We start from the raw sequence: 22,636 nt of genomic DNA on the forward strand, positions 1-22,636 counted from the left end.
CGCGCCAGGCAAGGTTGTGCCGGTCGGACGTCGTTCGCGACGGCGCACCAGCGGCACAACCTTGTCCGACCCGCGAGGGACGAGCCACGAGCGGGAGCCGCCAGCCGCGCCCGGCGAGGGAAGCCCGCGAGGCGCGGAGCTAGCGCACGACCTGGCGCAGCCGCCCGTCCAGGCGGCGGGTCCAGCCGCGCCCGTCGAGGTGCTCCAGCAGCGGGACGGCCACCCGCCGCGTCGTGCCGAGGGCCTGCCGCGCCTCGCTGAGCGTGAACGGCTGCGGCAGCGTCGCGAGCTCGCGCATCGCCCGGGCCGGGGCGTCGGGCAGCAGCACCACGTCGTCGGGCAGCCGCAGCAGCCGACCCACCCGTGCGGCGGCCGCGAGCTCGGCCGGGCCCAGGCCGAGCCGGTCGAGGTCCTCGCGCTCCGGAGCCGCGAACGGCGACCCGCGCAGCCGCGCCTCGAGCTCGGCGACGGCGGCCTCGGCCGGACCCAGCCCGGCGTCGCGGGGCAGGTGCACGCGCCCGTCGGTGATCTCCAGCCCCGCGCGCGGGGCGACGTGCCGCACGAGGTCGGGGCCCAGGTCCTCCAGGTGGTCGGGCAGGTCGAGCCGGCGGGCCAGCTCGACGACGGGCACCCCGGCGCTGAGGGGCTGGGCCTCGGACTGGGCACGAACCACCTGCCCGGCCCGGGCGGTCCAGCCCCGCACCGCCTCCTCGTCCACCCACCAGGAGCCGACCCGCGCCCCGGCAGTGGGTTCCGGCAGGGCCAGCCGCCGCAGCTCGTCCGGGCTCACGGCCGACCGCGACCGCAACCGCAGGTCGGCGAGCGGGCCGCCGGTCTCCAGGTCCTCGGCCCGCCGGCGAGCAGCACCCCGGCGGCGCAGCGGCAGCGGGTCGACGTCCACGACGGTGGCGGACCACAGGCGACGGGTGCCCGGGTCGCGCAGGAGCAGGCGGTCGCCGACGTGCCACGGCAGCGGCGAGGGCAGGGTGAGCCGGGCGTGCCGCTCGCCCAGCGGCCGCACGTGCACCGGCCGGTCGGTCGTGCCGACGTGGAGCACGGCGTGCTGGGGAGGCAGCGGCCGCCCGGGACGCGGGTCGAGGTCGAGCGGGACCGGCGCCACCGCGACGTCGAGGACGACCGCCTCGCCGAAGGCGTCGGGCGTCACCAGCACCGAGCCGCGCGGCACGTCGGCCGCCTCGACCCGGCGCACGTTGACGGCCACCCGCGAGACCGGGCCGACGCTCTCGCGGGCCACGTCCGCGCTGTGCAGCCCCCGGACGACGACCTCCCGCGCCCGGTCGGGACCGAACGCCACCAGCCGGTCCCCGCCGGCCAGGGTCCCGCCGCCCAGGGTGCCCGTGACGACCGTGCCGGCGCCGGGCACCGTGAAGGACCGGTCGCACCACAGCCGGACGGGGGCCGCCGGGTCGGGCTCGGGCAACCTCGCCACCAGCCGCCCAAGCGCTTCCCGGAGCTGCGGCACACCCGCACCGGTGCGGGCGGAGACCACGACCGTCTCGGCGGTGACCCCGGCGCCGCGCAGCCGCCGCTCGGCCTCCTCGCGGGTCCGCGCCGTCCGCTCCTCGTCGGCGAGATCGGCCCGGGCGAGCACGAGCAGCCCGTCGGGGATGCCGAGGGCACGGACCGCGGCGAGGTGCTCGCTGCTCTGGGCCTGCCAGCCCTGGTCGGCGGCGACGACGAAGACGACGGCGGGGGCGGGCCCGAGACCGGTCAGCGTCGTCGCGACGAACCGCTGGTGCCCCGGCACGTCGACGAACGCCACGTCGGTGCCGTCCGGCAGCGTGGTCCAGGCGAAGCCCAGCTCGATCGTCAGCCCGCGGGCCTGCTCCTCCGCCAGCCGGTCGGGATCCCGCCCGGTCAGCGCCCGGACGAGCGTGGACTTGCCGTGGTCGACGTGCCCGGCCGTGGCGAGGACCCGCCTCATGCCGGCGGGGCCGCGAGCGCCTCGCGCAGAGCCCGCAGCAGGTCGGCGTCCCGGTCCGGGGGTATGCAGCGCACGTCCACAAGTCCGAGGCCGTCGTCGACGCGCGCGAGGACGGCGGGCACGTCGCCGGTCGGCTGCCGCAGCCGGGAGACCGCCTCGACGGGAACCTCGACGGCCCAGCCCGGGAGCGGGACCCCGGGCGCCCCGCCGCCGCCGACCCGGCCCTCGACCGGCACGACCTCGCGGCCGAGCTCGTCGGCCAGCCGCCGCGCCCGGCGGCGCAGCTCGTCGACGGGTGCGTGGAGAGCGTCGTGGACCGGCGTCGAGGGGCCGCGGAGCGTGGCCTCGAGGGCGGCGACCGTGAGCTTGTCGACGCGGAGCGCGCGGGCGAGCGGGTGGCGACGCAGGCGCTCGACGACGTCGGCGTCGCCGAGCACGAGCCCCGCCTGCGGCCCACCGAGCAGCTTGTCGCCGCTGGCGGTGACGACGGTCGCGCCGGCGCGCAGGGTGGTGGTGGCGTCGGGCTCGTCGGGCAGGAGCGGGTCGGGCCGCAGCAGCCCGGAGCCGATGTCGGCGACCACGGGGACCGGGCTGCCGTCGGGGCGACGGAGGGTCGCGAGCTCCGCCAGGCCCACCCCGGAGACGAAGCCCTCGACCCGGAAGTTGCTGGGGTGCACCTTGAGGACGCACCCGGTGTCCGGCCCGATCGCGTCGGCGTAGTCGCGCAGGTGCGTGCGGTTGGTCGTGCCGACCTCGCGCAGCCGCGCCCCCGTCGAGGCGATGAGGTCGGGCAGCCGGAAGCCGTCGCCGATCTCGACCATCTCCCCGCGGGAGACGACCACCTCCCGCCCCGCCGCCAGCGCGGTGGTCGCGAGGACGAGGGCGGCCGCGCCGTTGTTGACGACGAGCGCCCCGCCGGCGTCGGGCACCGCCGCGCGCAGGGCCGCCAGCATCCCGGCCCCCCGGCGCCCGCGCGCGCCGCTGGTCAGGTCGAGCTCGACGTCGACGTGCCCGGCGGCGTCGAGGACGGCCTCGAGCGCCGCCGCGGAGAGCGGGGCGCGACCCAGGTTGGTGTGGACGACGACCCCCGTGGCGTTGAGCACCGGGGTCAGCGAGCTGGCACGCGTCGGCAGCGCCGCGAGCGCGGCCGCCTCCACCTCGGCGGGCGGGATCTCGCCGCGCCGGGCGCGCTCCTGGGCACCGGTGACCGCGGCCCGGACCGTGTCGCGGCCCAGGCGCGCGGCCGCCTCCACCAGGGCCGGGGAGGCGAGCAGCGCGTCGGTGCGCGGGATCGCGCGACGCGGGTCGGACTGGCTCACCGTGCTCCCTTCGGCTGCGCGGGCGGGCGTCGGCGCCCGTGGACGAGTTGGCGGAGGCGGACGGGAATCGAACCCGCCAGACCGAGATGCTCGGTCTCACCGGTGTTGAAGACCGGGGGGCCCACCAGGAACCCGGACGCCTCCACGGGTCAGCCTAGATCCCTGCTCCTAGGGTGGGCTTATGCAACCTCTTCGGCTGACCCAGCTCGCCCGCGGCGGCGGCTGCGCCTGCAAGATCCCCGCCGGTGAGCTCGAGGACCTCGTCGCCGGCCTGCGCGGCGTCGACCCGGCCATCGGCGCGGACGTCCTCGTCGGGCTCGACGACGGCGACGACGCCGCGGCCGTCCGCGTCGAGGGCGGGATCGCCGTGATCTCCACCGCCGACTTCTTCACCCCGGTCGTCGACGACCCCTACGACTGGGGCCGGATCGCCGCGGCGAACGCGCTCTCGGACGTCTACGCGATGGGCGGCACGCCGGTCATGGCGATCAACCTCGTCGGCTGGCCGCGCGAGGCCCTCGACCAGGGGCTGCTGCGCGAGGTGCTCCAGGGCGGGCTGGACGTCGCGTCGGTGGCCGGCTGCCCCGTGCTCGGCGGCCACAGCATCGACGCGCCCGAGCCCGTCTACGGCATGGCCGTCACCGGCACCGCCGACCCGGACCGGCTGCTGCGCAACGACGCGGCCGAGCCGGGTCTGCCGATCAGCCTCACCAAGCCCCTCGGCGTCGGGGTGCTCAACAACCGGGCCAAGGCCACCGGCGACGTCAGCGCCGACGCGGTCGCGAGCATGGTGCGGCTCAACCGCGACGCGTCACTGGCTGCGCTGGCAGCGGGTGCCCGCGCGGCGACGGACGTCACCGGCTTCGGGCTGCTCGGCCACCTCTACAAGATGTGCCGCGCCTCGCGCGTGACGGCGCGTATCGACTCCGCCGCCGTGCCCTACCTGCCGGGTGCCCGCGCGGCCCTGGCCGCCGGCCACGTCCCGGGCGGCTCGCGGCGCAACCTCGACTGGGTGCGGCCGCACCTCGTGCCGCGGGTCGGCGAGGACGAGCTGCTGCTGCTCGCCGACGCCCAGACCTCCGGCGGCCTGCTCGTGGTCGGCGAGGTGCCGGGCGCCCCGGTCGTCGGCGAGACGCTGCCGGTCGACGCCCTCGGCGGCGCGATGGTCGAGGTCGTCTGAGGGCTCGGGTCGGAGCGCCGGCCCCCGTCAGTCGCGCGCGGCCCAGGCGGCCGCGACCAGCTCGCGCAGCACCTCGAGGTCGATCCCGCCGAAGCGCCCCACCCAGACGCACGAGGCCCCGCGCTTGTGGGGCCCGAGCCGGTCGAGCAGCGCCTCGCGGTCGGGGTGCTGCAGACCGTAGAGCGCCATCGAGGCCTTGCGCGGGGAGAAGGCGACGACGGGCCAGTCCCCCGTGCGGCCGCTGGCGTAGGCGTAGGCCTGCGAGCCGAAGCCCACGATCGACGGCCCCCACATCACGGGCTCCTCGCCGGTCACCTCCGACATCAGCTGCACGAGCACCCGGGCGTCCTCACGACGCCCGGCGGGCTCGGCCCCCGCGAGGAAGTCCTCCACGGAGGCGCCGGTCGGGACGGTCACGGGATCGCTCATGCGGCCCAGCGTCGCACGGCGGTCAGCCGACGGTCGTGATGCTGTCGTGGACCGCGCCGCGGGCGCGTCGCTCCTCGAGCCGGCGGCGCTGCGGACCGACGGTGTAGCGCGGGTCCCTCGCCGACTCGAGGCCGGCCTCGACGATGCCGAAGCGGGTCAGCGCCGAGGCCGCCGCGAGCGCGACGCCCGACGCCACGGCGAGCGCGCGACTGCGGCGGGCCCCGAGGGCCCCGAGGCCGCCCGCGACCGTGAGCGCCTTGGCCAGCCGCAGCTTGCGTCCGGCGGGGCCGGTCTCGAGCGGCTCGCGCAGCTCCAGGCCCTCCAGGTGCTGCTCCAGCCGGTGCGTCGCGACCAGGTCGGTGGCGGCGCCGAGCACCGCGAGCCGCTGCACCGGCCCCGTCCGGCCGGGACCGAGCGCCAGCTGCACACCCGCCGAGGCCATCGCCGCCGACGCCACGAAGACGAAGGGCAGCTGCCGCCGGCTCTCGAACCAGACCGGCGTCACGGTGTCCGAGAGCAGCACCGCGGTGTAGGCCGCCAGCGGCGGCGCGAAGAGCGCCTGCCCGACCGTCGCCGGGGCCTCCACGACCCCCAGCGCCGTCCTCGCCACGGCGAGCGGTCCCGTGGCGGGCAGCGGCACCATCCGCGACACCTCGGCCGCCGTGGCCGCACCGGCGAAGGCGGCGTAGCCGGAGAGGATCCAGGTGCCGACCGACATCGGCGAGGTGAGCTTGACCGTCCGCAGCATGTTGAGGAAGCGCTCCGGCCGGCCCAGGTCGGCCACCAGCGTCGCCCCGCTGAGCGCGACCGCGGTCATCGCCGTCAGCCGGCTGCTCCGGCGCAGACCCGGACGCCCGGTCGCCGCGGCACCCGCGGCGATCAGGCCGGAGCCCGCGGCCACGCCGCCCAGGAAGAGGTAGGCCGGGATCTCGTGCTTCCACGGCACCGGCTTGATGACGGGCTGGCCGTAGTAGTCGACGAACTCGGCGTCGGGCACCGCGGGCGCCTCGCGCCGACCACCGCCGTCACGGTCCAGCCAGCTGCGGCCGCCCTGCACGACGTCGCGGGCGGCCCCGGTCACCGCGTCGCGCACCGAGGTGCGGCGCCGGCGTCGCGGCCCGTCCTCCGGCGGCCGGTAGCTGTCGAAGCGGGACGTCGTCACGGGCGCCTCCCCAGGAACGCGACGGCGGCAGCCCCGAGGAGCCCCAGCCCGGCGATGCCCGCGGTGCGGAACATCTCGGCCAGCCGCGCCGTGGGCACGACCGGGTCCGGGGGCAGGCCGTAGACCTCGGGCTCGTCCAGGAGCAGGAAGACCGAGCCCGTGCCCCCCACGCCGTCGTCGTCGTTGGCGCCGTAGAGCCGCGCCTCCGTGAACCCCTGCTCGTGCAGCTGCGCGACGCGGGCCCGGGCTAGCGCGACCATCTCCTCGCGCGTGCCGAAGCGGATCGAGGTCGTCGGGCAGGTCTGGGCGCAGGCCGGCGTCTGGCCGTCGGTGAGCCGGTCGTAGCAGAGCGTGCACTTCTGGGCGACGCCGACGTCGGGCACGTGCCCGTCGGCCCGCACCGAGACGGCCGAGTCGGTGCGCCGCTCGATGACGCCGAACGGGCAGGCCCCCACGCAGTAGCCGCAGCCGTTGCACACGTCGGCCTGCACCACCACCGTGCCGTGCTCGCTCCGGAAGAGCGCCCCGGTGGGACAGACGTCGAGGCAGCCGGCGTGCGTGCAGTGCTTGCAGACGTCGGAGGCCATCAGCCAGCGGAAGTCCGGCAGCGGGGCCCCCATCGCGCTCACCTCGGCGGCGGTGACCTCACCACCACCCGGGTATGCCGTCTCCTCGGTCCCCGCGCCGTTCGCCGCCGCGAGCAGGTCGCGCAGGTCCGGGCCGTGACCCTCCGGGGCCGGGGGCAGCGAAGGGGTCGCCGAGGGAGAGGGCGCCGGGGACGGGGCGCCGACCTGCGGCATACCCAGGTCGACCAGGCGCCGCCCGGACGCGCGGGCCTCGAGGATGCGGTCCTTGCTCTGCTCGACGAAGGCGACGTGCCGCCAGGTGCTGGCGCCCAGGCCGCCGGTGTTGTCGTAGGAGTTGCCGCTCAGGCCCAGGCCGTCGAGGGGCAGGGCGTTCCACTCCTTGCAGGCCACCTCGCAGGCCTTGCAGCCGATGCAGATCGAGGTGTCGGTGAAGAAGCCCTTGCGCTCCGGCGCCTCCTCCCAGCCCGCGTCGGGGGCGGGGTCGGTGCGGCCGGCCAGCTGGCGCGCGAGGTAGCCCATCAGCCCTCCTTCTCCGTCTCGTCCGGGTCGTGCGGCGTCTCCGTCGTCCGTCCCGCGGCCTCCGCGCGGCGGCGGGCGACCTCCGGCGGCACCTCGTCGAGGCGCTCGTTGCCGGTCGTCACCGTGCTGCCGGCGCGCGACTGGTGCTCCGCGACCAGGCGCTGCAGCTCCTCGCCGCGGGGCCGACGGCCGGGCCGGATGTCGCAGGATCCCACCTTGGACTCCTGGATGTGGACGTTGGGGTCGAGCACCACGCCGAGCAGGTCGTTGGCGGAGTCGCCCTCGACGATCGCGTCGCGGCCCACGCCCCAGTGGTAGGGCAGGCCGATCTGGTGCAGCGTGCGGCCGTTGATCGTCAGCGGCCGGACCCGGTCGGTGACGAGCACCCTCGCCTCGATCGCGGACCGGGCCGAGATGATCGTCGCCCAGCCGCCGTTCTCGAGCCCGACCTCGGCGGCGAGCTCGGGCGAGACCTCGCAGAACATCTCGGGCTGCAGCTCGGAGAGGTAGGGCAGCCAGCGGCTCATGCCGCCGGCGGTGTGGTGCTCGGTGAGCCGGTAGGTCGTGAAGACGTAGGGGTAGACGTCGCTGCCGGGCTCGTCGCCGGACGGGCTCCACAGGTTGTCCTTGCGCGGGTAGACCAGCCGGCCGGGGTTGCGCTGCTGGCTGTGCAGCGGGTTGTCGACCGGGGACTCCTGCGCCTCGTAGTGGGTCGGCAGGGGACCGTCGACCATGCCCTTGGGCGCGAAGAGCCAGCCCTTGCCGTCGGCCTGCATGATGAACGGGTCGTCGCCGGCGAGGGCCGCCGGGCCGCCCACGTCGGGGTCGGGCCGGTAGGAGGGGTCGCGGTCGACGGGGAAGTCGGGCACGTCCTTGCCGACCCAGCGGCCGGTCTCCTCGTCCCACCAGACGTACTTCTTGCGCTCGCTCCACGGCCGACCCTGCGGGTCGGCGGACGCCCGGTTGTAGAGCAGCCGGCGGTTGGCGGGCCAGGCCCAGCCCCACTGCGCGGCGACCTCGTCCTGCTCCTCCCGGGGGGCGCGGTTGGCGGCCCGGTTGACGCCGCCGGCGAAGACTCCGGTGTAGATCCAGCAGCCGCCCGCCGTCGAGCCGTCCGCCTTCATCTCGGTGAAGGTGTCCAGCGGTTGCCCGGCCTTCTCGCCGGTGACGTGGTAGCCGTTGATCTCGCGCAGCACCGCCTCGGCGTCGACGTCGCCGTGCTCGTCGGTGGGGTAGTCCCAGGTGAGGTCGAGCAGCGGCCGGTCGCGCTCGTCGGTCGAGCCGGCGAGCAGCTCGCGGATGCGGCAGCCGAGCTGGAAGTAGAAGTCGAGCTCGCTCTGCGCGTCGCCCGGCGGCTGCACGGCCTGGTGGCGCCACTGCAGCATGCGCTGCGTCTGGGTGAAGGTCCCGGACTTCTCCACGTGGGTCGCGGCCGGCAGGAAGAAGACCTCGGTCCGGATGTCCTCGGTGCGCAGCTCGCCGGAGGCGATCTCCGGGGAGTCCTTCCAGAAGGTCGCGGTCTCGATGAGCTGCAGGTCGCGCACCACCAGCCACTTCAGTCTGGTCAGCGCGAGCCGCTGCATGCGGGCGTGGGCCGAGCCGACCGCGGGGTTCTGGCCCACGACGAAGTAGCCCTCGACCTCGCCGTCGACCATCGCCATCGTCGTCTGGTAGGTGCCGTGCGCCCCGGTGAGGCGGGGCAGGTAGTCGTAGCAGAAGTCGTTGTCGGGCGTCGCGGCGTCGCCGAACCAGGCCTTGAGCAGGCTCGCGGTGTAGGCGGGCGCCTCCACCCAGAAGCCCTTCTGCAGCGGGGAGGAGATCTCGGAGAGGTAGTCCTCGAGGGTGTCGTGCTCGCCGGCCACGGGCATCGGCAGGTAGCCGGGCAGCAGGTTGAACAGGGTCGGGATGTCGGTGGAGCCCTGGATGCTCGCGTGGCCGCGCAGCGCCATGATGCCGCCGCCCGGGCGGCCCATGTTGCCGAGCAGCAGCTGGAGGATGGCCGCGGCGCGGATGAACTGCGCCCCGAGGCTGTGCTGGGTCCAGCCCAGCGCGTAGGCGAAGCAGGTGGTCCGCTCCCGCCCGGAGTTGTCGGTGATCGCCCGGGCCAGCTCGGCGAACTGCTCCCCGTCGATGCCGCACACGTCGCGCACCATCTCCGGGGTGTAGCGCCGGTAGTGGCGACGCAGGATCTGGAAGACGGTCCGCGGGTGCTCCAGCGTCTCGTCGCGCTCCACGTCGGCGTGCGCGAGCGGCGAGCCGTAGGCACCGTGCTCGTGACCGCCGGCCCGGGCCCGGTCCTCCGCGTCGTCGTCCTCGTCCCCCGGCTCCTGGATGCCGTCGCTCCCGTCCGAGGAGCGCCGGGTCTGGTAGGCCCAGCTCTCGTTGTCGTAGGTGCCGGTGGCCGGGTCGTAGCCGGAGAAGATGCCGTCGAGGTCCTCGGTGTCGCGGTAGTCCTCGCTGACGAGCGTGGCGGCGTTGGTGTAGGACACGACGTAGTCGCGGAAGTAGAGGTCGTTGCTCAGCACGTGGTTGATCAGCGCGCCGAGCAGCACGACGTCGGTGCCGGCCCGGATGGGCACGTGCGTGTCAGCGACCGCCGAGGTCCGCGTGAAGCGCGGGTCGACGTGGATGACGCGCGCCCCACGGGCCTTGGCCTCCATCACCCACTGGAAGCCCACCGGATGGCACTCGGCCATGTTGGAGCCCTGGATGACGATGCAGTCCGCGTTGGCCATGTCCTGCAGGGACTGGGTGGCGCCGCCGCGCCCGAACGAGGCCCCCAGACTGGGAACCGTGGAGCTGTGTCATATGCGGGCCTGGTTCTCGATCTGGATCGCCCCCGACGCCGTGTAGAGCTTCTTCATGAGGTAGTTCTCCTCGTTGTCGAGGGTGGCTCCCCCGAGCGAGGCGATCCCCATGGTGCGGCGGACGCGGCGACCCTGGTCGTCGAGGTCCTGCCAGGTGCGGCGGCGGGTCTCGACGTAGCGGCGGGCGATCATGTCGATCGCGGTGTCGCGCTCGAGCGGCTGCCACTGCGTGGCACCCGGCGCGCGGTAGAGCACCTGGGTCTGACGTGATGGCGAGTTGACGAGCTGCTCGCTGGCCGCGCCCTTGGGGCACAGCCGGCCCCGGCTCACCGGCGAGTCCGGGTCGCCCTCGATCTGCACGACGCGCTCGCCGGAGACGAAGACCTTCTGCCCGCAGCCCACGGCGCAGTAGGGGCAGACGCTCTGCACGACCCGGTCGGCGGTGGAGGTGCGCGGCTCGACCTCGCGCGTCCGCCGGGAGGTGACCGCGGCGCCCCGCCCGAGCAGGTCGCCGCTGGCCAGCTGGCGCAGCGCGGGCCAGCCGAGGAAGGTCGCGCTCCTGCGGGTCATGACGGCTTCTCCCCTCTGGCACGTCGGCGTCCGGTCGAGGCTCCACCGTAGCCCGACACGGCCCGCCCGGCGCGGAGGAGGTGCAGGTGGGACGGGGCATCCGCAGCTCGCCTTGATACGACCGTCCGTCGTAGAATGGCAGCACCGACATCCCAACCACCCGAGGAGACGGTGACCATGACCCAGGAGCACCCCGTCACGATCCTGACCGAGGAGGAGTGCTGGGCCCGGTTGAGGGCCGAGGAGTTCGGCCGAATGGCCTACCACCTCGCCGACGAGGTCCACATCACCCCCGTCAACTTCGCGGTCGACGACCGGCGGCGTCTGGTCTTCCGCACCGCCGAGGGCTCCAAGCTGCTCGGCGTGGTGATGAACGCCGACGTGGCCTTCGAGGTCGACGACGTCGACGAGGAGAACGAGCGCGCCTGGAGCATCCTCGCGCGCGGGAAGGCCCAGATCCTCGAGGGCGCCGAGGCCCGCGACGCCGACAACCTGCGGCTCCGGCCGTGGATCGCCACGCCCAAGCACAACGTCGTCGCGATCGAGGTCACCGAGCTCAGCGGGCGCGAGTTCGTGCTGGCGCGCCCCTGGGAGCACTACCTGCCGCAGAACTGACATCTACGACGGGCCCAGACCGAAGTGTCTTCGTCCTGAACGGCCGAGAGGGGCCGTGATCCGTCCATCGTTCGGCGTCGTGCTACGTTGGCACGGCTCCCGCATTCCCGACGTACGAGGACCGGCCCCCATGACCGACTTCCCGCAGCGCTCCCGCACGCTCGCCGTGCGCGCCGGCATCGACACCGACGCGGCCGAGGGCGCGATCATCCCGCCGCTCTACCTGTCCTCGACCTACAGCTTCGCGGGCTTCGACGAGCCTCGCCGCTACGACTACAGCCGCTGCGGCAACCCCACGCGCGACCACGTCGGCGAGGCGATCGCCGCGCTGGAGGGCGGCGCCGGCGCCACGATCACCCCGAGCGGCCTGGCGTCCGTCACCCTCGTGACGCACCTGCTGCTGCGCCCGACCGACACGGTCCTCGTCGCGCACGACTGCTACGGCGGCACCTGGCGCCTCTTCGACACGCTCGCCGAGCACGGGACGCTGCGCTACCGCACCGTCGACCTCTCCGACCTCGCTGCGCTGGAGGCGGCGCTCGCCGACCCGGACGCGCCGTCCGTGGTCTGGGTCGAGACGCCCTCCAACCCGCTGCTGCGGGTCACCGACATCGCGGCGGTGAGCGAGCTGGCCCACCGCTTCGGCGCCACCGTCGTCGTCGACAACACCTTCCTCTCCCCCGCCCTGCAGCGACCCTTCGAGCACGGCGCCGACCTGGTCATCCACTCGACGACCAAATTCCTCAACGGGCACAGCGACGTCGTCGGCGGTGCCGTGGTCGCCCGCACCCAGGAGCAGCACGAGGAGCTGCAGGAGCTCGCCAACGTGCTGGGCCTGGTCGGCAGCGCCTTCGACTCCTACCTGACCCTGCGGGGCATCCGGACCCTGCACACCCGGCTGCGCGCCCACGACGAGAGCGCCCGGGCGGTGCTCGCCGAGGTGGTCGACCACCCCGCCGTCGCCGCCGTCCACCACCCGAGCCTGCCCGACCACCCCGGCCACGAGATCGCGGCCCGCCAGCAGGACGGCTTCGGCTCGATGCTCTCCATCGACCTCGCCGGCGGGCTGCCGGCGGTGCGGGCCTTCCTCGACGGCCTGCGATGTCTGAGCCTGGCCGAGTCCCTCGGCGGCACCGAGAGCCTCGTGGCCCACCCCGCCACCATGACCCACCTGTCGATGACCCCCGAGGCCCGGGCCGAGGCCGGCATCGGCGACGGCCTGCTGCGCCTGTCCCTGGGCATCGAAGACCCCGAGGACCTGCGCGCCGACGTGCGCGCCGCCCTCGACCGGGCGGCCGCCGCCACGCACGCCGCCGCCCGGGTCGCCGTCTGACGGCCTACCCGGGCGGCGGGGCGGAGCGGCTCAGTCCGAGGAACCCTTGGAGAGCCCCTCGCTGATCAGGCTCATGACCGAGGAGTCGGCGAGCGTCGTGACGTCCCCGACCTCGCGGTTCTCGGCGACGTCCTTGAGCAGGCGGCGCATGATCTTGCCCGAGCGGGTCTTCGGCAGCTCCGGCACGATCATGATCTGACGCGGCTTGGCGATCGGGCCGATCTCCTTGGCCACGTGGTTGCGCAGCTCGGCGACCAGGTCGCCGCCCTCGCCCTGCTCGTCGGCCTCCTCGACCGCCTCCGAGCGCAGGATGACGAAGGCGCAGATCGCCTGACCGGTCGTCTCGTCGGCGGCACCCACGACGGCGGCCTCGGCCACCTTGGGGTGGGAGACCAGGGCCGACTCGATCTCGGCCGTCGACATCCGGTGGCCCGAGACGTTCATGACGTCGTCGACGCGGCCGAGGACCCAGATGTTGCCGTCCTCGTCGAGCTTGGCCCCGTCACCGGCGAAGTAGACGCCCTCGAAGCGGCTCCAGTAGGTCTCCTTGTAACGCTGCGGGTCGCCCCAGATGCCGCGCAGCATCGAGGGCCACGGCTCGGTGAGCACGAGGTAGCCGCCGGACCCCTTCTCCACGGGGACGCCGTTGTCGTCCACGACCTGGGCGACGATGCCCGGGATGGCGTGCTGGGCCGAGCCGGGACGGGTCGGGGTGACGCCCGGGAGCGGGCTGATCATGATCGCCCCGGTCTCGGTCTGCCACCAGGTGTCCACGATCGGGCAGCGGTCGCCGCCGATGACCTCGCGGTACCACATCCAGGCCTCGGGGTTGATCGGCTCGCCGACCGAGCCGAGCAGGCGCAGCGAGGAGAGGTCGTACTTCGCCGGGATCTCCTTGCCCCACTTCATGAAGGTCCGGATCGCCGTGGGGGCGGTGTAGAGGATCGTGACCTTCTTGTCCTGGACGATCTCCCAGAACCGGCCCTGGTGCGGGGTGTCCGGCGTGCCCTCGTACATCACCTGGGTGGCGCCGAGCGTCATCGGCCCGTAGACGATGTAGGAGTGGCCGGTGACCCAGCCGATGTCGGCGGTGCACCAGTAGACGTCGGACTCCGGGTGCACGTCGTGCACCACGGCGTTGGTGTAGGCCGTCTGCACCAGGTAGCCGCCGGTCGAGTGGAAGATGCCCTTCGGCTTCCCCGTCGTGCCCGAGGTGTAGAGGATGAACAGCGGGTGCTCGGCGTCGAAGTAGTCCGGCTCGTGGGTGTCCGCGGCCGCCTCGAGCGCCTCGTGCCACCACACGTCGCGGTCGTCGTCCCACTCGACGTCCTGCTCGGTGCGGCGCACCACCAGGACCTTCTCGACCGGGGACTCGCCGACCGCCAGGGCGGCGTCCACGGCGGGCTTCAGCGCGCCCGGCTTGCCGCGACGCCACCCGCCGTCGGCGGTGATGACGACCTTGGCGCCGGCGTCGTCGATCCGGCTGTGGAGGGCCTCGGCGGAGAAGCCGCCGAAGACCACCGAGTGCGGCGCACCCAGGCGGGCGCAGGCGAGCATCGCCACGACCGCCTCGGGGATCATCGGCAGGTAGATCGCGACCGTGTCGCCCTGGCCCACGCCGAGGTCGGCGAGCGCGTTGGCGGCCTTCTGCACCTGCTGGTGCAGCTCGGCATACGTGATGTCGCGGGTGTCACCCGGCTCGCCGACGAAGTGGATGGCGACCCGGTCACCGTTGCCGGCCTCCACGTGGCGGTCCACCGCGTTGACGGAGGCGTTGAGCCGGCCGCCGACGAACCACTTGGCGAAGGGGGCGTCCGACCAGTCGAGCACCTGGTCGAAGTCGGTCTCCCAGCTGACGTACCGCCGGGCCTGGTCGGCCCAGAAGCCTTCCCGGTCGGCCTCGGCCTGCTCGAAGAGCTCGGCCTTGCCGTTGGCGTGCGCCGCGAACTCCTCGCTCGGCGGGAAGGTCCGCTCCTCGTGGAGCAGGTTGGACAGCGCGTCGGACGGAGTCTCGGTGGTCATCGTGCCTCCTGGCGTCGTTGCTTTCGGGTCGAGTATGCCGTGAACTGCGGGTCAGTGGTCGACTGCTTCGGCCACCCCGTGCCCGGTCAGGCTCCGCACCTCGACCTCGGCCCACTTCTGCTCGTTGCGCTCCGGGCTGGTCACCGAGCCCAGCCAGCCGAGGAAGAAGGCCAGCGGGATGGAGACGATGCCGGGGTTGGCGAGGGGGAAGAAGGCGAAGTCCACGTCCGGGTTGGTGATCATCGCCGTCGGCGAGCCGGAGACGACCGGCGAGAAGGTGATGAGGACCAGGGCGGAGGCCAGGCCGCCGTAGATGCTCCACAGGGCGCCGCGGGTGTTGAAGCGGCTCCAGAACAGGCTGTAGAGGATCGTCGGCAGGTTGGCGCTCGCCGCGACCGCGAAGGCCAGGGCCACGAGGAAGGCGATGTTCTGGCCGTAGGCCAGGATCCCGCCGAGGATCGCGACGACACCGATGATGATCGAGGCCCAGCGGGCGACCTTGACCTCCTCGTCCGGCGTGGCCTGGCCGCGCTTGAAGACGGAGTTGTAGAGGTCGTGGGCGAAGGTGGCCGAGCTGGCGATGGTCAGGCCGGCGACGACCGCGAGGATGGTGGCGAAGGCGATGCCGGAGATGATGCCCAGGAGCAGCGAGCCGCCAAGCTCGTAGGCGAGCAGGGGCGCGGCCGAGTTGGCCTTGCCGGGCGCGGCGTTGATGGCGTCGGGGCCGACGAGCGCCGCGGCGCCGTAGCCGACGACCAGGGTCAGCAGGTAGAAGCCGCCGATGAGCCAGATGGCCCACTCCACCGACTTGCGGGCCTGCTGGGAGGTCGGGACGGTGTAGAAGCGGATGAGCACGTGCGGCAGGCCGGCGGTGCCCAGGACCAGCGCCATCGACAGGCTGACGAAGTCGATCTTGGTGAGGTCGGACAGGCCGTACTTCAGGCCCGGGTCGAGCAGCGCGGCGCCGGCCTCGGGCGAGTTGTCCACCGCGCCCTGGAGCAGCGCGGAAAGGTTGAAGCCGAACTTGCCGAGCACCCAGACGGTGATGATCGCGGTCGCCGCGATGAGTAGCACGGCCTTGATCATCTGCACCCAGGTGGTGCCCTTCATCCCGCCGATGAGGACGTAGCCGATCATCACGGCGCCGACGACGGCGATGACGAGGTACTGCGCCCACAGCGAGTCCAGGCCGAGCAGGAGGGCCACCAGGCCGCCCGCGCCGGCCATCTGGGCCAGCAGGTAGAAGAAGGAGACCACCAGCGAGCTGGTCGCGGCCGCGATGCGGACGGGACGCTGGCGCAGCCGGTAGGAGAGCACGTCGGCGAGCGTGAAGCGGCCGGTGTTGCGCATGAGCTCGGCGGTCAGCAGGAGCGCGACGAGCCAGGCGACGAGGAAGCCGATCGAGTAGAGGAAGCCGTCGTAGCCCTGCAGCGCGATGGCCCCGGCGATGCCGAGGAAGGACGCGGCCGAGAGGTAGTCGCCGGCGATGGCCAGGCCGTTCTGACGGCCGGAGAAGGAGGCGCCGCCGGTGTAGTACTGCGCCGCGGTCTTCTTGCCGCCGGCCACCTTGATGACGATGGTCAGGGTGGCGATGACGAAGGCCGCGAAGACGCCGATGTTCAGGGCCGGGTTGCCGACCTGCACCGTCGCGGTGGACATGATCAGGCTCATCGGCCCGCACCTCCCAGCTGCTCCATGCGTGCCCCGAGGGCCTCGGCACGGGGGTCGAACTCGCGGTTGGCCCACCGCGCGTAGATGAACGTGATCGCGAAGGTGGTCACGAACTGGAGGAGCCCGAAGACCAGGCCCACGTTGATCACGCCCCAGATCCGCACCGACATGAACCCGGGCGCGAAGACCGCCGCGAGGACGTAGGCGAAGTACCAGAGGAGGAAGAAGGCCGTCATCGGGAAGACGAAGGAGCGGAACCTGCGGCGCAGGTCCTGGAACTCGTCGGTGCGCTGCAGCTGGACGTAGGGGTCCACCGCGGGCTCCTCGGGACCGGCAGCGCCGCCGGCCTCGTCCGGGCGTGTCGTGCTCACGCGAGGTTCCTTTCACGAGGGGGTCCGGACGGCAGGGGTGTGCCGCCGGCTGCGACCACTGTCCGACCCCGTGGCAGGGGGCGGAAGGGGCGTGGGAAGGACCTCCGACGAGAGGGACGGCGCGCGCGACGAGTGGTCCGGGAGCCACGACGAGCGGCGGGCGGGCGGTCCGGCGCGACGAGCGGTCGTCGCCGGGGCTCCGGCCGGCGTCGGCGAGGCCGTCGCTGGGGGGCGGCGCGCATCCTAGGCCCGGACCGCCTTCTCGCGCTATGGGTACTTGTACCCATGGCCGGGGGCCCGGGGCGCTCCTAGCGTTGATCCGTCAACCACCCTGGAGGTCCCTCATGCCCACCACGCGCACGCGTTCCCTGCTGGCCCTCGCCCTGGCCGGGCTGATCACCGCCACCGCCCTCCCGGGGGCCGTCGCCGGGGAGGGGAAGGGCACGGGGAAGGGCAGGGGCCGCGACGACGGTGGTGGAACCGTGACGGTCGTCGCCTCCGGGCTCGACAGCCCCCGCCACCTGACGGTGACCTCGCGCGGCGACGTCTACGTCGCCGAGTCCGGCACGGGCGGGGACGACTGCGTGCTCGGCGTGGCCCCGGGCGCGCCCGACCCCGTGCCGGTGTGCGCCGGCCCGTCGGGGGCGGTGACCAAGATCGGCCGCGACGGCGGGCAGGGTCGTGTCGTCACCGGCCTGCCGTCCCTGGCGGTCGGCGCCGAGGCCTCGGGCCCCTACGACGTCGAGGTCACCGGGTCGAGCAAGCTCGTGGTCACCTTCGGCCTGGGCAACCCGCCCGCGACCCGCGACGCTCTCGTGGCCGAGCACGGGCGGGACTACCGCCGGCTGGCGACCGTGCAGGAGATCCGGCTGCGCGGGAAGGGCGCGCCCCGGTTCGAGACCGAGGCCGACCTCGCCCGGCACGAGACCCGGCGCAACCCCGACGGCGGCCTGCTCGACACCAACTCCGTCTCCCTCGCACGCGACCGCGGGGGCTGGCTGGTCGCCGACGCGGGCGCCAACGCGGTGCTGCGCGTCGACGACGACCGGGTGCGCACCCTCGCGGTGCTGGCCGGCGGCACCACGGAGTTCCCGCCCGGGTCGGGCAACCCGTTCCCCTTCCAGCCGGTGCCGACCTCGGCCGTGCGCGGGCCGGACGGCGCGGTCTACGTCAGCCAGCTCACCGGCTTCCCCTTCCCGCAGGGCGGGGCGGCGATCTGGCGGATCGGGCGCGACGGCACCCCGCGGGTGTGGGCCAGCGGGCTCACCAACGTCACCGACCTCGCCTTCGACGCGAAGGGTGCCCTCTACGCCGTGCAGATCTCCGACGTCGGCCTGGCCGCCGAGACCGGGCTGCCCTCCGGCTCGCTGGTCAAGGTGAGGCGTGGCTCCTCCACCCACACGACCGTCCTGGACGACCTGCCCGCCCCCTTCGGGGTGGCCCTGTCCAAGGACGCCGCCTACGTCACGACCTGCGCGGTGTGCGCGGGCGGCGGCACGGTCGTGAGGGTCGGCCTCGGCCGCTGACCCTCGACCCCGTCCGGCCGCCGGCCTGCGAACGGCGGCCGGGCGGCCCGCGGGTGGCTACTCCGGGAAGCTGTCGGCGATCTGCTGCAGGCGTGCCCGGTAGTCGGCCCACCAGCGCGCGTCGTCGCTCGGCATGTTGTCGTTGCCGGGCTGCAGGCCGACGGCGCCGTCGAGCTCCTCGCGCAGGATGTCGGCGTGGCCGGCGTGCCGGGACAGGTCGCCGATGACGTGGACCAGGATGTGGCCCAGGGTCGTCTCCTGCCGGCCCCACCACGGCACCCGGCCGGGCGCGTCGAGAGGGAGCTCGCGGATGGTGGCGTCGGCGTGCGCCTGCACCCGGGTGTAGAGGTCGATCACGTCCAGCGTCGACTCCTCGGCCGGCACCCAGAAGTCGGAGTTGTCCTCGGCGTCCATGTCCCAGCCCAGCTCGAACGGCAGCGGCCGGCCGAAGACGAGCCCGAAGTATTCCGCCTCCACCCCCGTGGCGTGCCGGACCAGCCCCAGCAGGTTGGTGCCCGTCGAGGTCATGGGCGTGCGCACCTGGCGCTCGCTCAGCCCCTCGAGCTTCCAGATGAGGGCGTCGCTCTCGATCCGCAGGTAGCGGTGCAGGGTGTCCTTGAGCTCCATACCCCCACGCTAACGAGAGGTGATCTCCTCCGGGGTGTGCAGGCGCACCAGGGTGCGCGTCGCGCTCCGGGGTATGCCGTGGGGCGTGGCGAGCGAGACCGTCACCGCCGTGAGGAGGGCGGCCGGCACGGTCCAGGCCGCCGGGTGCGCGAGCAGCGCGGCGGCCCAACCGGTGCTGCCGGGCACGAGGGCGACGCTGGCCACGAGGGCGCCGATGGCGAGCACCGCCCCGGTGACCAGGCCGGCCGTCGCGCCCTGGACCGAGAGCCGCGGCCACCACACGCCGAGCGCCAGGAGCGGGAAGAAGGTCGAGGCGGCGATGACGAAGGCCAGGGTGACGAAGGCCGCGAGCGGCACCTCGGGGAAGAACCGGCTGACGGCATACGGGACGACGACGGCGACGACCGCGGCCAGCCGGAAGCCGGTGACCTCAGAGTGGTCCCCGGAGGTGGCCCGGCTGAGCAGCGGGCGCAGCACGTCCTGGTTGAGCACGCCCGTGACGGCGACGGCGAGCCCGGAGGACGTCGAGAGGAAGGCGGCGAAGGCGCCCCCGGCGAGCGCCGCGGTGAGCACGTCCGAGCCCAGCCCGGGCAGCACCTCGGCGGGGAGCCGCAGCACGACGGTGTCGACCCTGGCGTCGTCGACCAGCTCGGGCAGGTAGGCCCGGCCGAGCACGCCGTAGACGATCGTGAAGATGTAGAAGAGCCCCAGCAGACCGAGGACGTGCACGGTCGTGCGGCGGGCGGCGGTGCCGTCGGGGTTGGTGTAGTAGCGGACCACGACGTGGGGCAGGCCGGTCGTGCCCAGCGCCAGGCCGACGACGAGCGAGAGCGTGCGGTAGAGGTGGTGCTCCTCGGGCGCCCGGCCGGTGAACGGCTGCGTCCAGCCCTGCCCCACCTCCGGCGCGGGGCCCTGGGTGACCCACCAGACGGCGAGGATCGCGCCGGCGGGGATCGCGAGCGCGCTGAGCTTGAGCCAGTACTGCACCGCCTGGACCAGGGTGATCGAGCGCATGCCGCCGGCGGCGACCGCGAGCACGACGACGAGCAGGACGACGAAGGCCCCGACCCACAGCGGTGCGCCCGTGACCAGCCGCAGCGTGAAGCCCGCGCCCTGGAACTGCGGGATGAGGTAGAGCCAGCCGATGACCACGGCGAGCACCGAGCACAGATGCCGCACCCCCCGGGACTCCAGCCGGGCCTCGGCGAAGTCGGGCAACGTGTAGGCGCCCGAGCGACGCAGCGGCGCGGCCACGAGGACGAGCAGCACGAGGTAGCCGACGGTGTAGCCGATGGGGTACCAGAGCGCGTCGACGCCCGAGTCGTAGATGAGGCCCGCCACCCCGAGGAAGCTCGCGGCGGACAGGTACTCCCCGCCGATGGCCGCGGCGTTGCGCCCGGGCGAGACGACCCGGCCCGCGACGTAGAAGTCGCTGGTGCGCCGGGCCCAGCGCAGGGCGAAGACGCTCAGCCCGAGCGTGATCGCGCAGACGACCGCGATCGTGCCGACCGAGAGCGGGCCCGCCACCGGGTCAGCGCTCCTGGCCGACGATGTCGGCGAACCGGCGCTCGGTGCGCTCGGCCTGGCGGGAGTAGACCGCGGCGGCAGCCATCATCGCGGGGTAGAGCAGCACCCCGAGGACGACCCACGGGAAGGGCAGCGGGCCGACGTGCCACTCGCGGGTGACCGGCAGGACGGCGAAGAGGAGCGGCAGCCCGAGCAGGGTGACCGCGACCAGCCCGAGCACCGCCAGCGCCAGGCGCAGCTGGGCCCGCAGCAGGCCGTCCAGGTAGAGCTCGCCGATGCCGGTCTGCTCGACGAGCGCGCTGCGGGCCGTGCGGCGCCGCGGCGTGCTCGCGCCACGGCGGGAGGAGGTGACTCTCACCCGCTGCGGCTGCGACGACGTCGGCACCGCGTCAGGCCCCCAGGACCCGCTCGCGGACCTCGCGCACGTGGCGGCGCGCGACCGGCAGCTCGGTGCCGTCGGGGGCGAGCACGAGGCTGAGCTTGCCGTGGCTCTGGCGCACCTCGGCGACGTGGGCCAGGCTCACGAGGGTCGAGCGGTGGATGCGGACGAAGCCGGCGCGCGCCCAGCGCTCCTCGAGCGTGGCCATCGGGGTGCGCAGCAGGTGCGAGCCGGTGGCGGTGAAGAGCCGCACGTAGTCGCCCTGGGCCTGCACGTAGCGGATCGCGGAGCGCTGCACGAAGCGCGTGACGCCCCCGAGCTCGACCGCGATCCGCTCGTCCTGCACCCGCGGCGCGGGGGCGACGGGGGGCTGCGGGTCGACCTGCGGCCGGGCGGGGCCCGCCGCTCCCCCGGTCCGCGCGGCGGGGTCGTCGGCCCGTTGCCGCCCGGCGACGACGCGGTCGACGGCCTGGGCCAGCCGGGCGGCGGAGACGGGCTTCATGACGTAGTCGGTGGCGTGGACCGCGAAGGCGTCGACCGCGTGCTCGTCGTGGGCGGTGACGAAGACGATCTGGGGGCGGTCGGCGAACCGGGCGATGACCCGGGCGAGCTCCATGCCGTCCAGCCCCGGCATGGAGATGTCGGAGAAGACGACGTCCACCGGGCCCGCCTCGAGCGCCCGCAGGGCGTCGGTCCCCGAGGCCGCGGGCACCACGGCGGAGAACCGGCCGTCCTGCTCGAGCAGGTAGGTCAGCTCGGAGAGGGCGGGTGGTTCGTCGTCGACGACGAGTGCACGCATGCCGCCATCGTAGGGGCCGGGAGGCGACCGGTCTCAGGGCGACGCGTGGACGCCGGGGGCGTACTTCGGCACGCGGAAGCCGACCTTGGTGCCCATGCCGGGAGCCGTCTCCACGACGAGGCCGTGGTCGTCGCCGTAGACGCGGCGCAGGCGGGCGTCGACGTTGCCCAGCCCGACCGAGTCGCCCGCGGAGTCGTCGCCGTCCAGCGCGCGACGCACGTCCTCGGGGTCGGAGCCCGCGCCGTCGTCCTCGACGCTGATCTCCGCGAGGTCGCCCAGGTCGGTGGCGGTGATCGTCACCGTGCCGGTGCCGACCTTGTCGGCGAGGCCGTGGCGCACGGCGTTCTCCACGAGCGGCTGGACCGAGAGGTAGGGCACGGCGACGGTGAGCACCTCGGGAGCGACGAGCAGGTGGACCTGCAGCCGCTCCCCGAAGCGGGCCTGCTCGAGGACGAGATAGCGCTCGACGTTGCGCAGCTCGTCCGAGAGCGGGGTGAAGGTGCCTCCGCGGCGCAGCGCGTAGCGGGTGAAGTCGGCGAACTCCAGCAGCAGCTCGCGCGCGCGGTCGGGGTCGGTCCTCACGAAGCTGGCGATCGCGCCGAGGGAGTTGTAGATGAAGTGCGGGCTGATCTGGGCGCGCAGGCTGCGCAGCTCGGCCTCCATGGCGCGGGTGCGCTCGCGGTCGAGCTCGCCGAGCTCGAGCTGGCCGCTGACCCAGGTCGCGACCTGCTCGGTGGCCCGGGCCAGGCCGGCGGAGGGGCGGTCGGAGTAGGCCGCGAGGGTGCCGATGACGCGGTCCTCGACGACGATCGGCGCGACCACGCCCGCCCGCACGTCGCACTCGGGTCGGTCGCACGGCAGGTCGTCGCGGCGCAGCACGGCGACGTCGCCGCTGGTCAGCACCCGCTCGGCGTGCCCGAAGGCAGAGGCGCCGTGGTGGTCGCCGTGCCCGGTCCACACCAGGACGCCCTGGGTGTCGCAGATGGCCAGGGCCGAGCCGCCGAGCATGAGCCGCAGGTGCCGGGCGGCCTTGGTGGCGTTCTCCTCGGTGAGCCCGTTGCGCAGGTAGCGCCCGGCCTGGGCACCGGTCCGCAGCGCCTCGTAGGTGATGCGGTCGGCCTCCGAGAGGAACCCCCTGGCCATCCGCCGGCGCCGGATCCAGAGCAGCCCCTGCAGCAGGAGGAAGACGACGGCGACGAGCACCGCCGTGGGGAGGTGGAAGCCGTCCTGCATGCCGACAACCTACCC

18 protein-coding genes and 1 tRNA gene are annotated in these 22,636 nt (G+C 74.1%); 4 read left to right on the plus strand and 15 right to left on the minus strand.

Annotation, left to right across the window (positions count from 1 at the left end; genetic code table 11):
- Window positions 1-139: 139 nt before the first annotated feature.
- The 3 genes from FB476_RS15595 to FB476_RS15605 form a co-directional block, all read right to left on the minus strand.
- Window positions 140-1,945: a SelB domain-containing protein gene (locus FB476_RS15595; protein ID WP_141821100.1), complete on the minus strand. Its 1,806-nt coding sequence runs from the start codon at window positions 1,943-1,945 to the stop codon at window positions 140-142.
- The gene (gene selA / locus FB476_RS15600; RefSeq protein ID WP_141821102.1) at window positions 1,942-3,264 is read right to left on the minus strand and encodes an L-seryl-tRNA(Sec) selenium transferase; all 1,323 of its coding nucleotides are present in this window, start codon (window positions 3,262-3,264) and stop codon (window positions 1,942-1,944) included. Before selA ends, FB476_RS15595 begins: the two co-directional genes overlap by 4 nt.
- Before the next feature lie 48 nt (window positions 3,265-3,312).
- A tRNA-Sec gene (locus tag FB476_RS15605) sits at window positions 3,313-3,408 on the minus strand.
- Between the two features lie 37 nt (window positions 3,409-3,445).
- Between FB476_RS15605 and selD the strand changes: the two genes are divergently transcribed.
- Window positions 3,446-4,444, plus strand: a complete 999-nt coding sequence (gene selD / locus FB476_RS15610) for a selenide, water dikinase SelD (protein WP_141821104.1) — start codon at window positions 3,446-3,448, stop codon at window positions 4,442-4,444.
- A 27-nt stretch (window positions 4,445-4,471) separates the two neighbouring features.
- Here the strand turns inward: selD and FB476_RS15615 are convergent, their stop codons facing one another.
- From FB476_RS15615 to fdh, 4 genes are read right to left on the minus strand one after another with little or no spacing between them, the layout of a single operon-like run.
- Window positions 4,472-4,873: a DUF1801 domain-containing protein gene (locus FB476_RS15615; protein ID WP_141821106.1), complete on the minus strand. Its 402-nt coding sequence runs from the start codon at window positions 4,871-4,873 to the stop codon at window positions 4,472-4,474.
- A gap of 22 nt (window positions 4,874-4,895) precedes the next feature.
- Window positions 4,896-6,035, minus strand: coding sequence for an NrfD/PsrC family molybdoenzyme membrane anchor subunit (nrfD, locus tag FB476_RS15620; protein WP_141821108.1), 1,140 nt, complete (start codon window positions 6,033-6,035; stop codon window positions 4,896-4,898).
- Window positions 6,032-7,141: a 4Fe-4S dicluster domain-containing protein gene (locus tag FB476_RS15625; protein WP_141821110.1), complete on the minus strand. Its 1,110-nt coding sequence runs from the start codon at window positions 7,139-7,141 to the stop codon at window positions 6,032-6,034. The genes nrfD and FB476_RS15625 overlap by 4 nt, the downstream gene beginning before the upstream one ends.
- Window positions 7,141-10,518 (minus strand): formate dehydrogenase, encoded by a 3,378-nt coding sequence (fdh, locus tag FB476_RS15630; RefSeq protein ID WP_141821112.1) that lies wholly within the window; start codon window positions 10,516-10,518, stop codon window positions 7,141-7,143. The genes FB476_RS15625 and fdh overlap by 1 nt, the downstream gene beginning before the upstream one ends.
- Window positions 10,519-10,695: 177 nt before the next feature.
- On the opposite strand from fdh, the gene FB476_RS15635 reads away from it, so the two are divergent.
- Window positions 10,696-11,133: a pyridoxamine 5'-phosphate oxidase family protein gene (locus FB476_RS15635; protein ID WP_141821114.1), complete on the plus strand. Its 438-nt coding sequence runs from the start codon at window positions 10,696-10,698 to the stop codon at window positions 11,131-11,133.
- Window positions 11,134-11,263: 130 nt separating this feature from the next.
- Window positions 11,264-12,466 (plus strand): cystathionine gamma-synthase, encoded by a 1,203-nt coding sequence (metB, locus tag FB476_RS15640; protein ID WP_141821116.1) that lies wholly within the window; start codon window positions 11,264-11,266, stop codon window positions 12,464-12,466.
- Between the two features lie 30 nt (window positions 12,467-12,496).
- Here metB and acs read toward each other — a convergent pair whose 3' ends face one another.
- The 3 genes from acs to FB476_RS15655 are packed head-to-tail and all read right to left on the minus strand — an operon-like array spanning window position 12,497 to window position 16,530.
- Window positions 12,497-14,488 carry an acetate--CoA ligase gene (gene acs / locus FB476_RS15645; RefSeq protein ID WP_141821118.1) on the minus strand — a complete coding sequence of 664 codons (1,992 nt, stop codon included), beginning with the start codon at window positions 14,486-14,488 and terminating at the stop codon, window positions 12,497-12,499.
- A 51-nt stretch (window positions 14,489-14,539) separates the two neighbouring features.
- Window positions 14,540-16,159 (minus strand): solute symporter family protein, encoded by a 1,620-nt coding sequence (locus FB476_RS15650; protein WP_141821120.1) that lies wholly within the window; start codon window positions 16,157-16,159, stop codon window positions 14,540-14,542.
- On the minus strand, window positions 16,156-16,530 hold the full coding sequence (locus tag FB476_RS15655; protein ID WP_141821123.1) for a DUF485 domain-containing protein: 375 nt from the start codon (window positions 16,528-16,530) through the stop codon (window positions 16,156-16,158). The genes FB476_RS15650 and FB476_RS15655 overlap by 4 nt, the downstream gene beginning before the upstream one ends.
- A gap of 344 nt (window positions 16,531-16,874) precedes the next feature.
- Here FB476_RS15655 and FB476_RS15665 point away from each other — a divergent pair, with 344 nt between their 5' ends.
- Window positions 16,875-18,056 carry a ScyD/ScyE family protein gene (locus FB476_RS15665; RefSeq protein WP_170233690.1) on the plus strand — a complete coding sequence of 394 codons (1,182 nt, stop codon included), beginning with the start codon at window positions 16,875-16,877 and terminating at the stop codon, window positions 18,054-18,056.
- Between the two features lie 57 nt (window positions 18,057-18,113).
- Here the strand turns inward: FB476_RS15665 and FB476_RS15670 are convergent, their stop codons facing one another.
- From FB476_RS15670 to FB476_RS15690, 5 genes are read right to left on the minus strand one after another with little or no spacing between them, the layout of a single operon-like run.
- The gene (locus FB476_RS15670; protein WP_141821128.1) at window positions 18,114-18,683 is read right to left on the minus strand and encodes a DinB family protein; all 570 of its coding nucleotides are present in this window, start codon (window positions 18,681-18,683) and stop codon (window positions 18,114-18,116) included.
- Window positions 18,684-18,692: 9 nt separating this feature from the next.
- On the minus strand, window positions 18,693-20,210 hold the full coding sequence (locus FB476_RS15675) for a sodium/solute symporter (protein WP_141821130.1): 1,518 nt from the start codon (window positions 20,208-20,210) through the stop codon (window positions 18,693-18,695).
- A 4-nt stretch (window positions 20,211-20,214) separates the two neighbouring features.
- Window positions 20,215-20,568, minus strand: a complete 354-nt coding sequence (locus FB476_RS15680) for a hypothetical protein (RefSeq protein ID WP_238329833.1) — start codon at window positions 20,566-20,568, stop codon at window positions 20,215-20,217.
- A 31-nt stretch (window positions 20,569-20,599) separates the two neighbouring features.
- Complete coding sequence (locus FB476_RS15685; protein ID WP_141821134.1) at window positions 20,600-21,388, minus strand: LytR/AlgR family response regulator transcription factor; 789 nt, start codon at window positions 21,386-21,388, stop codon at window positions 20,600-20,602.
- A 33-nt stretch (window positions 21,389-21,421) separates the two neighbouring features.
- Window positions 21,422-22,621: a histidine kinase gene (locus FB476_RS15690; RefSeq protein WP_141821136.1), complete on the minus strand. Its 1,200-nt coding sequence runs from the start codon at window positions 22,619-22,621 to the stop codon at window positions 21,422-21,424.
- Window positions 22,622-22,636 lie beyond the last annotated feature (15 nt).

This window comes from Ornithinimicrobium humiphilum (genome assembly GCF_006716885.1).
Taxonomy (GTDB): Bacteria; Actinomycetota; Actinomycetes; order Actinomycetales; family Dermatophilaceae; genus Ornithinicoccus; species Ornithinicoccus humiphilus.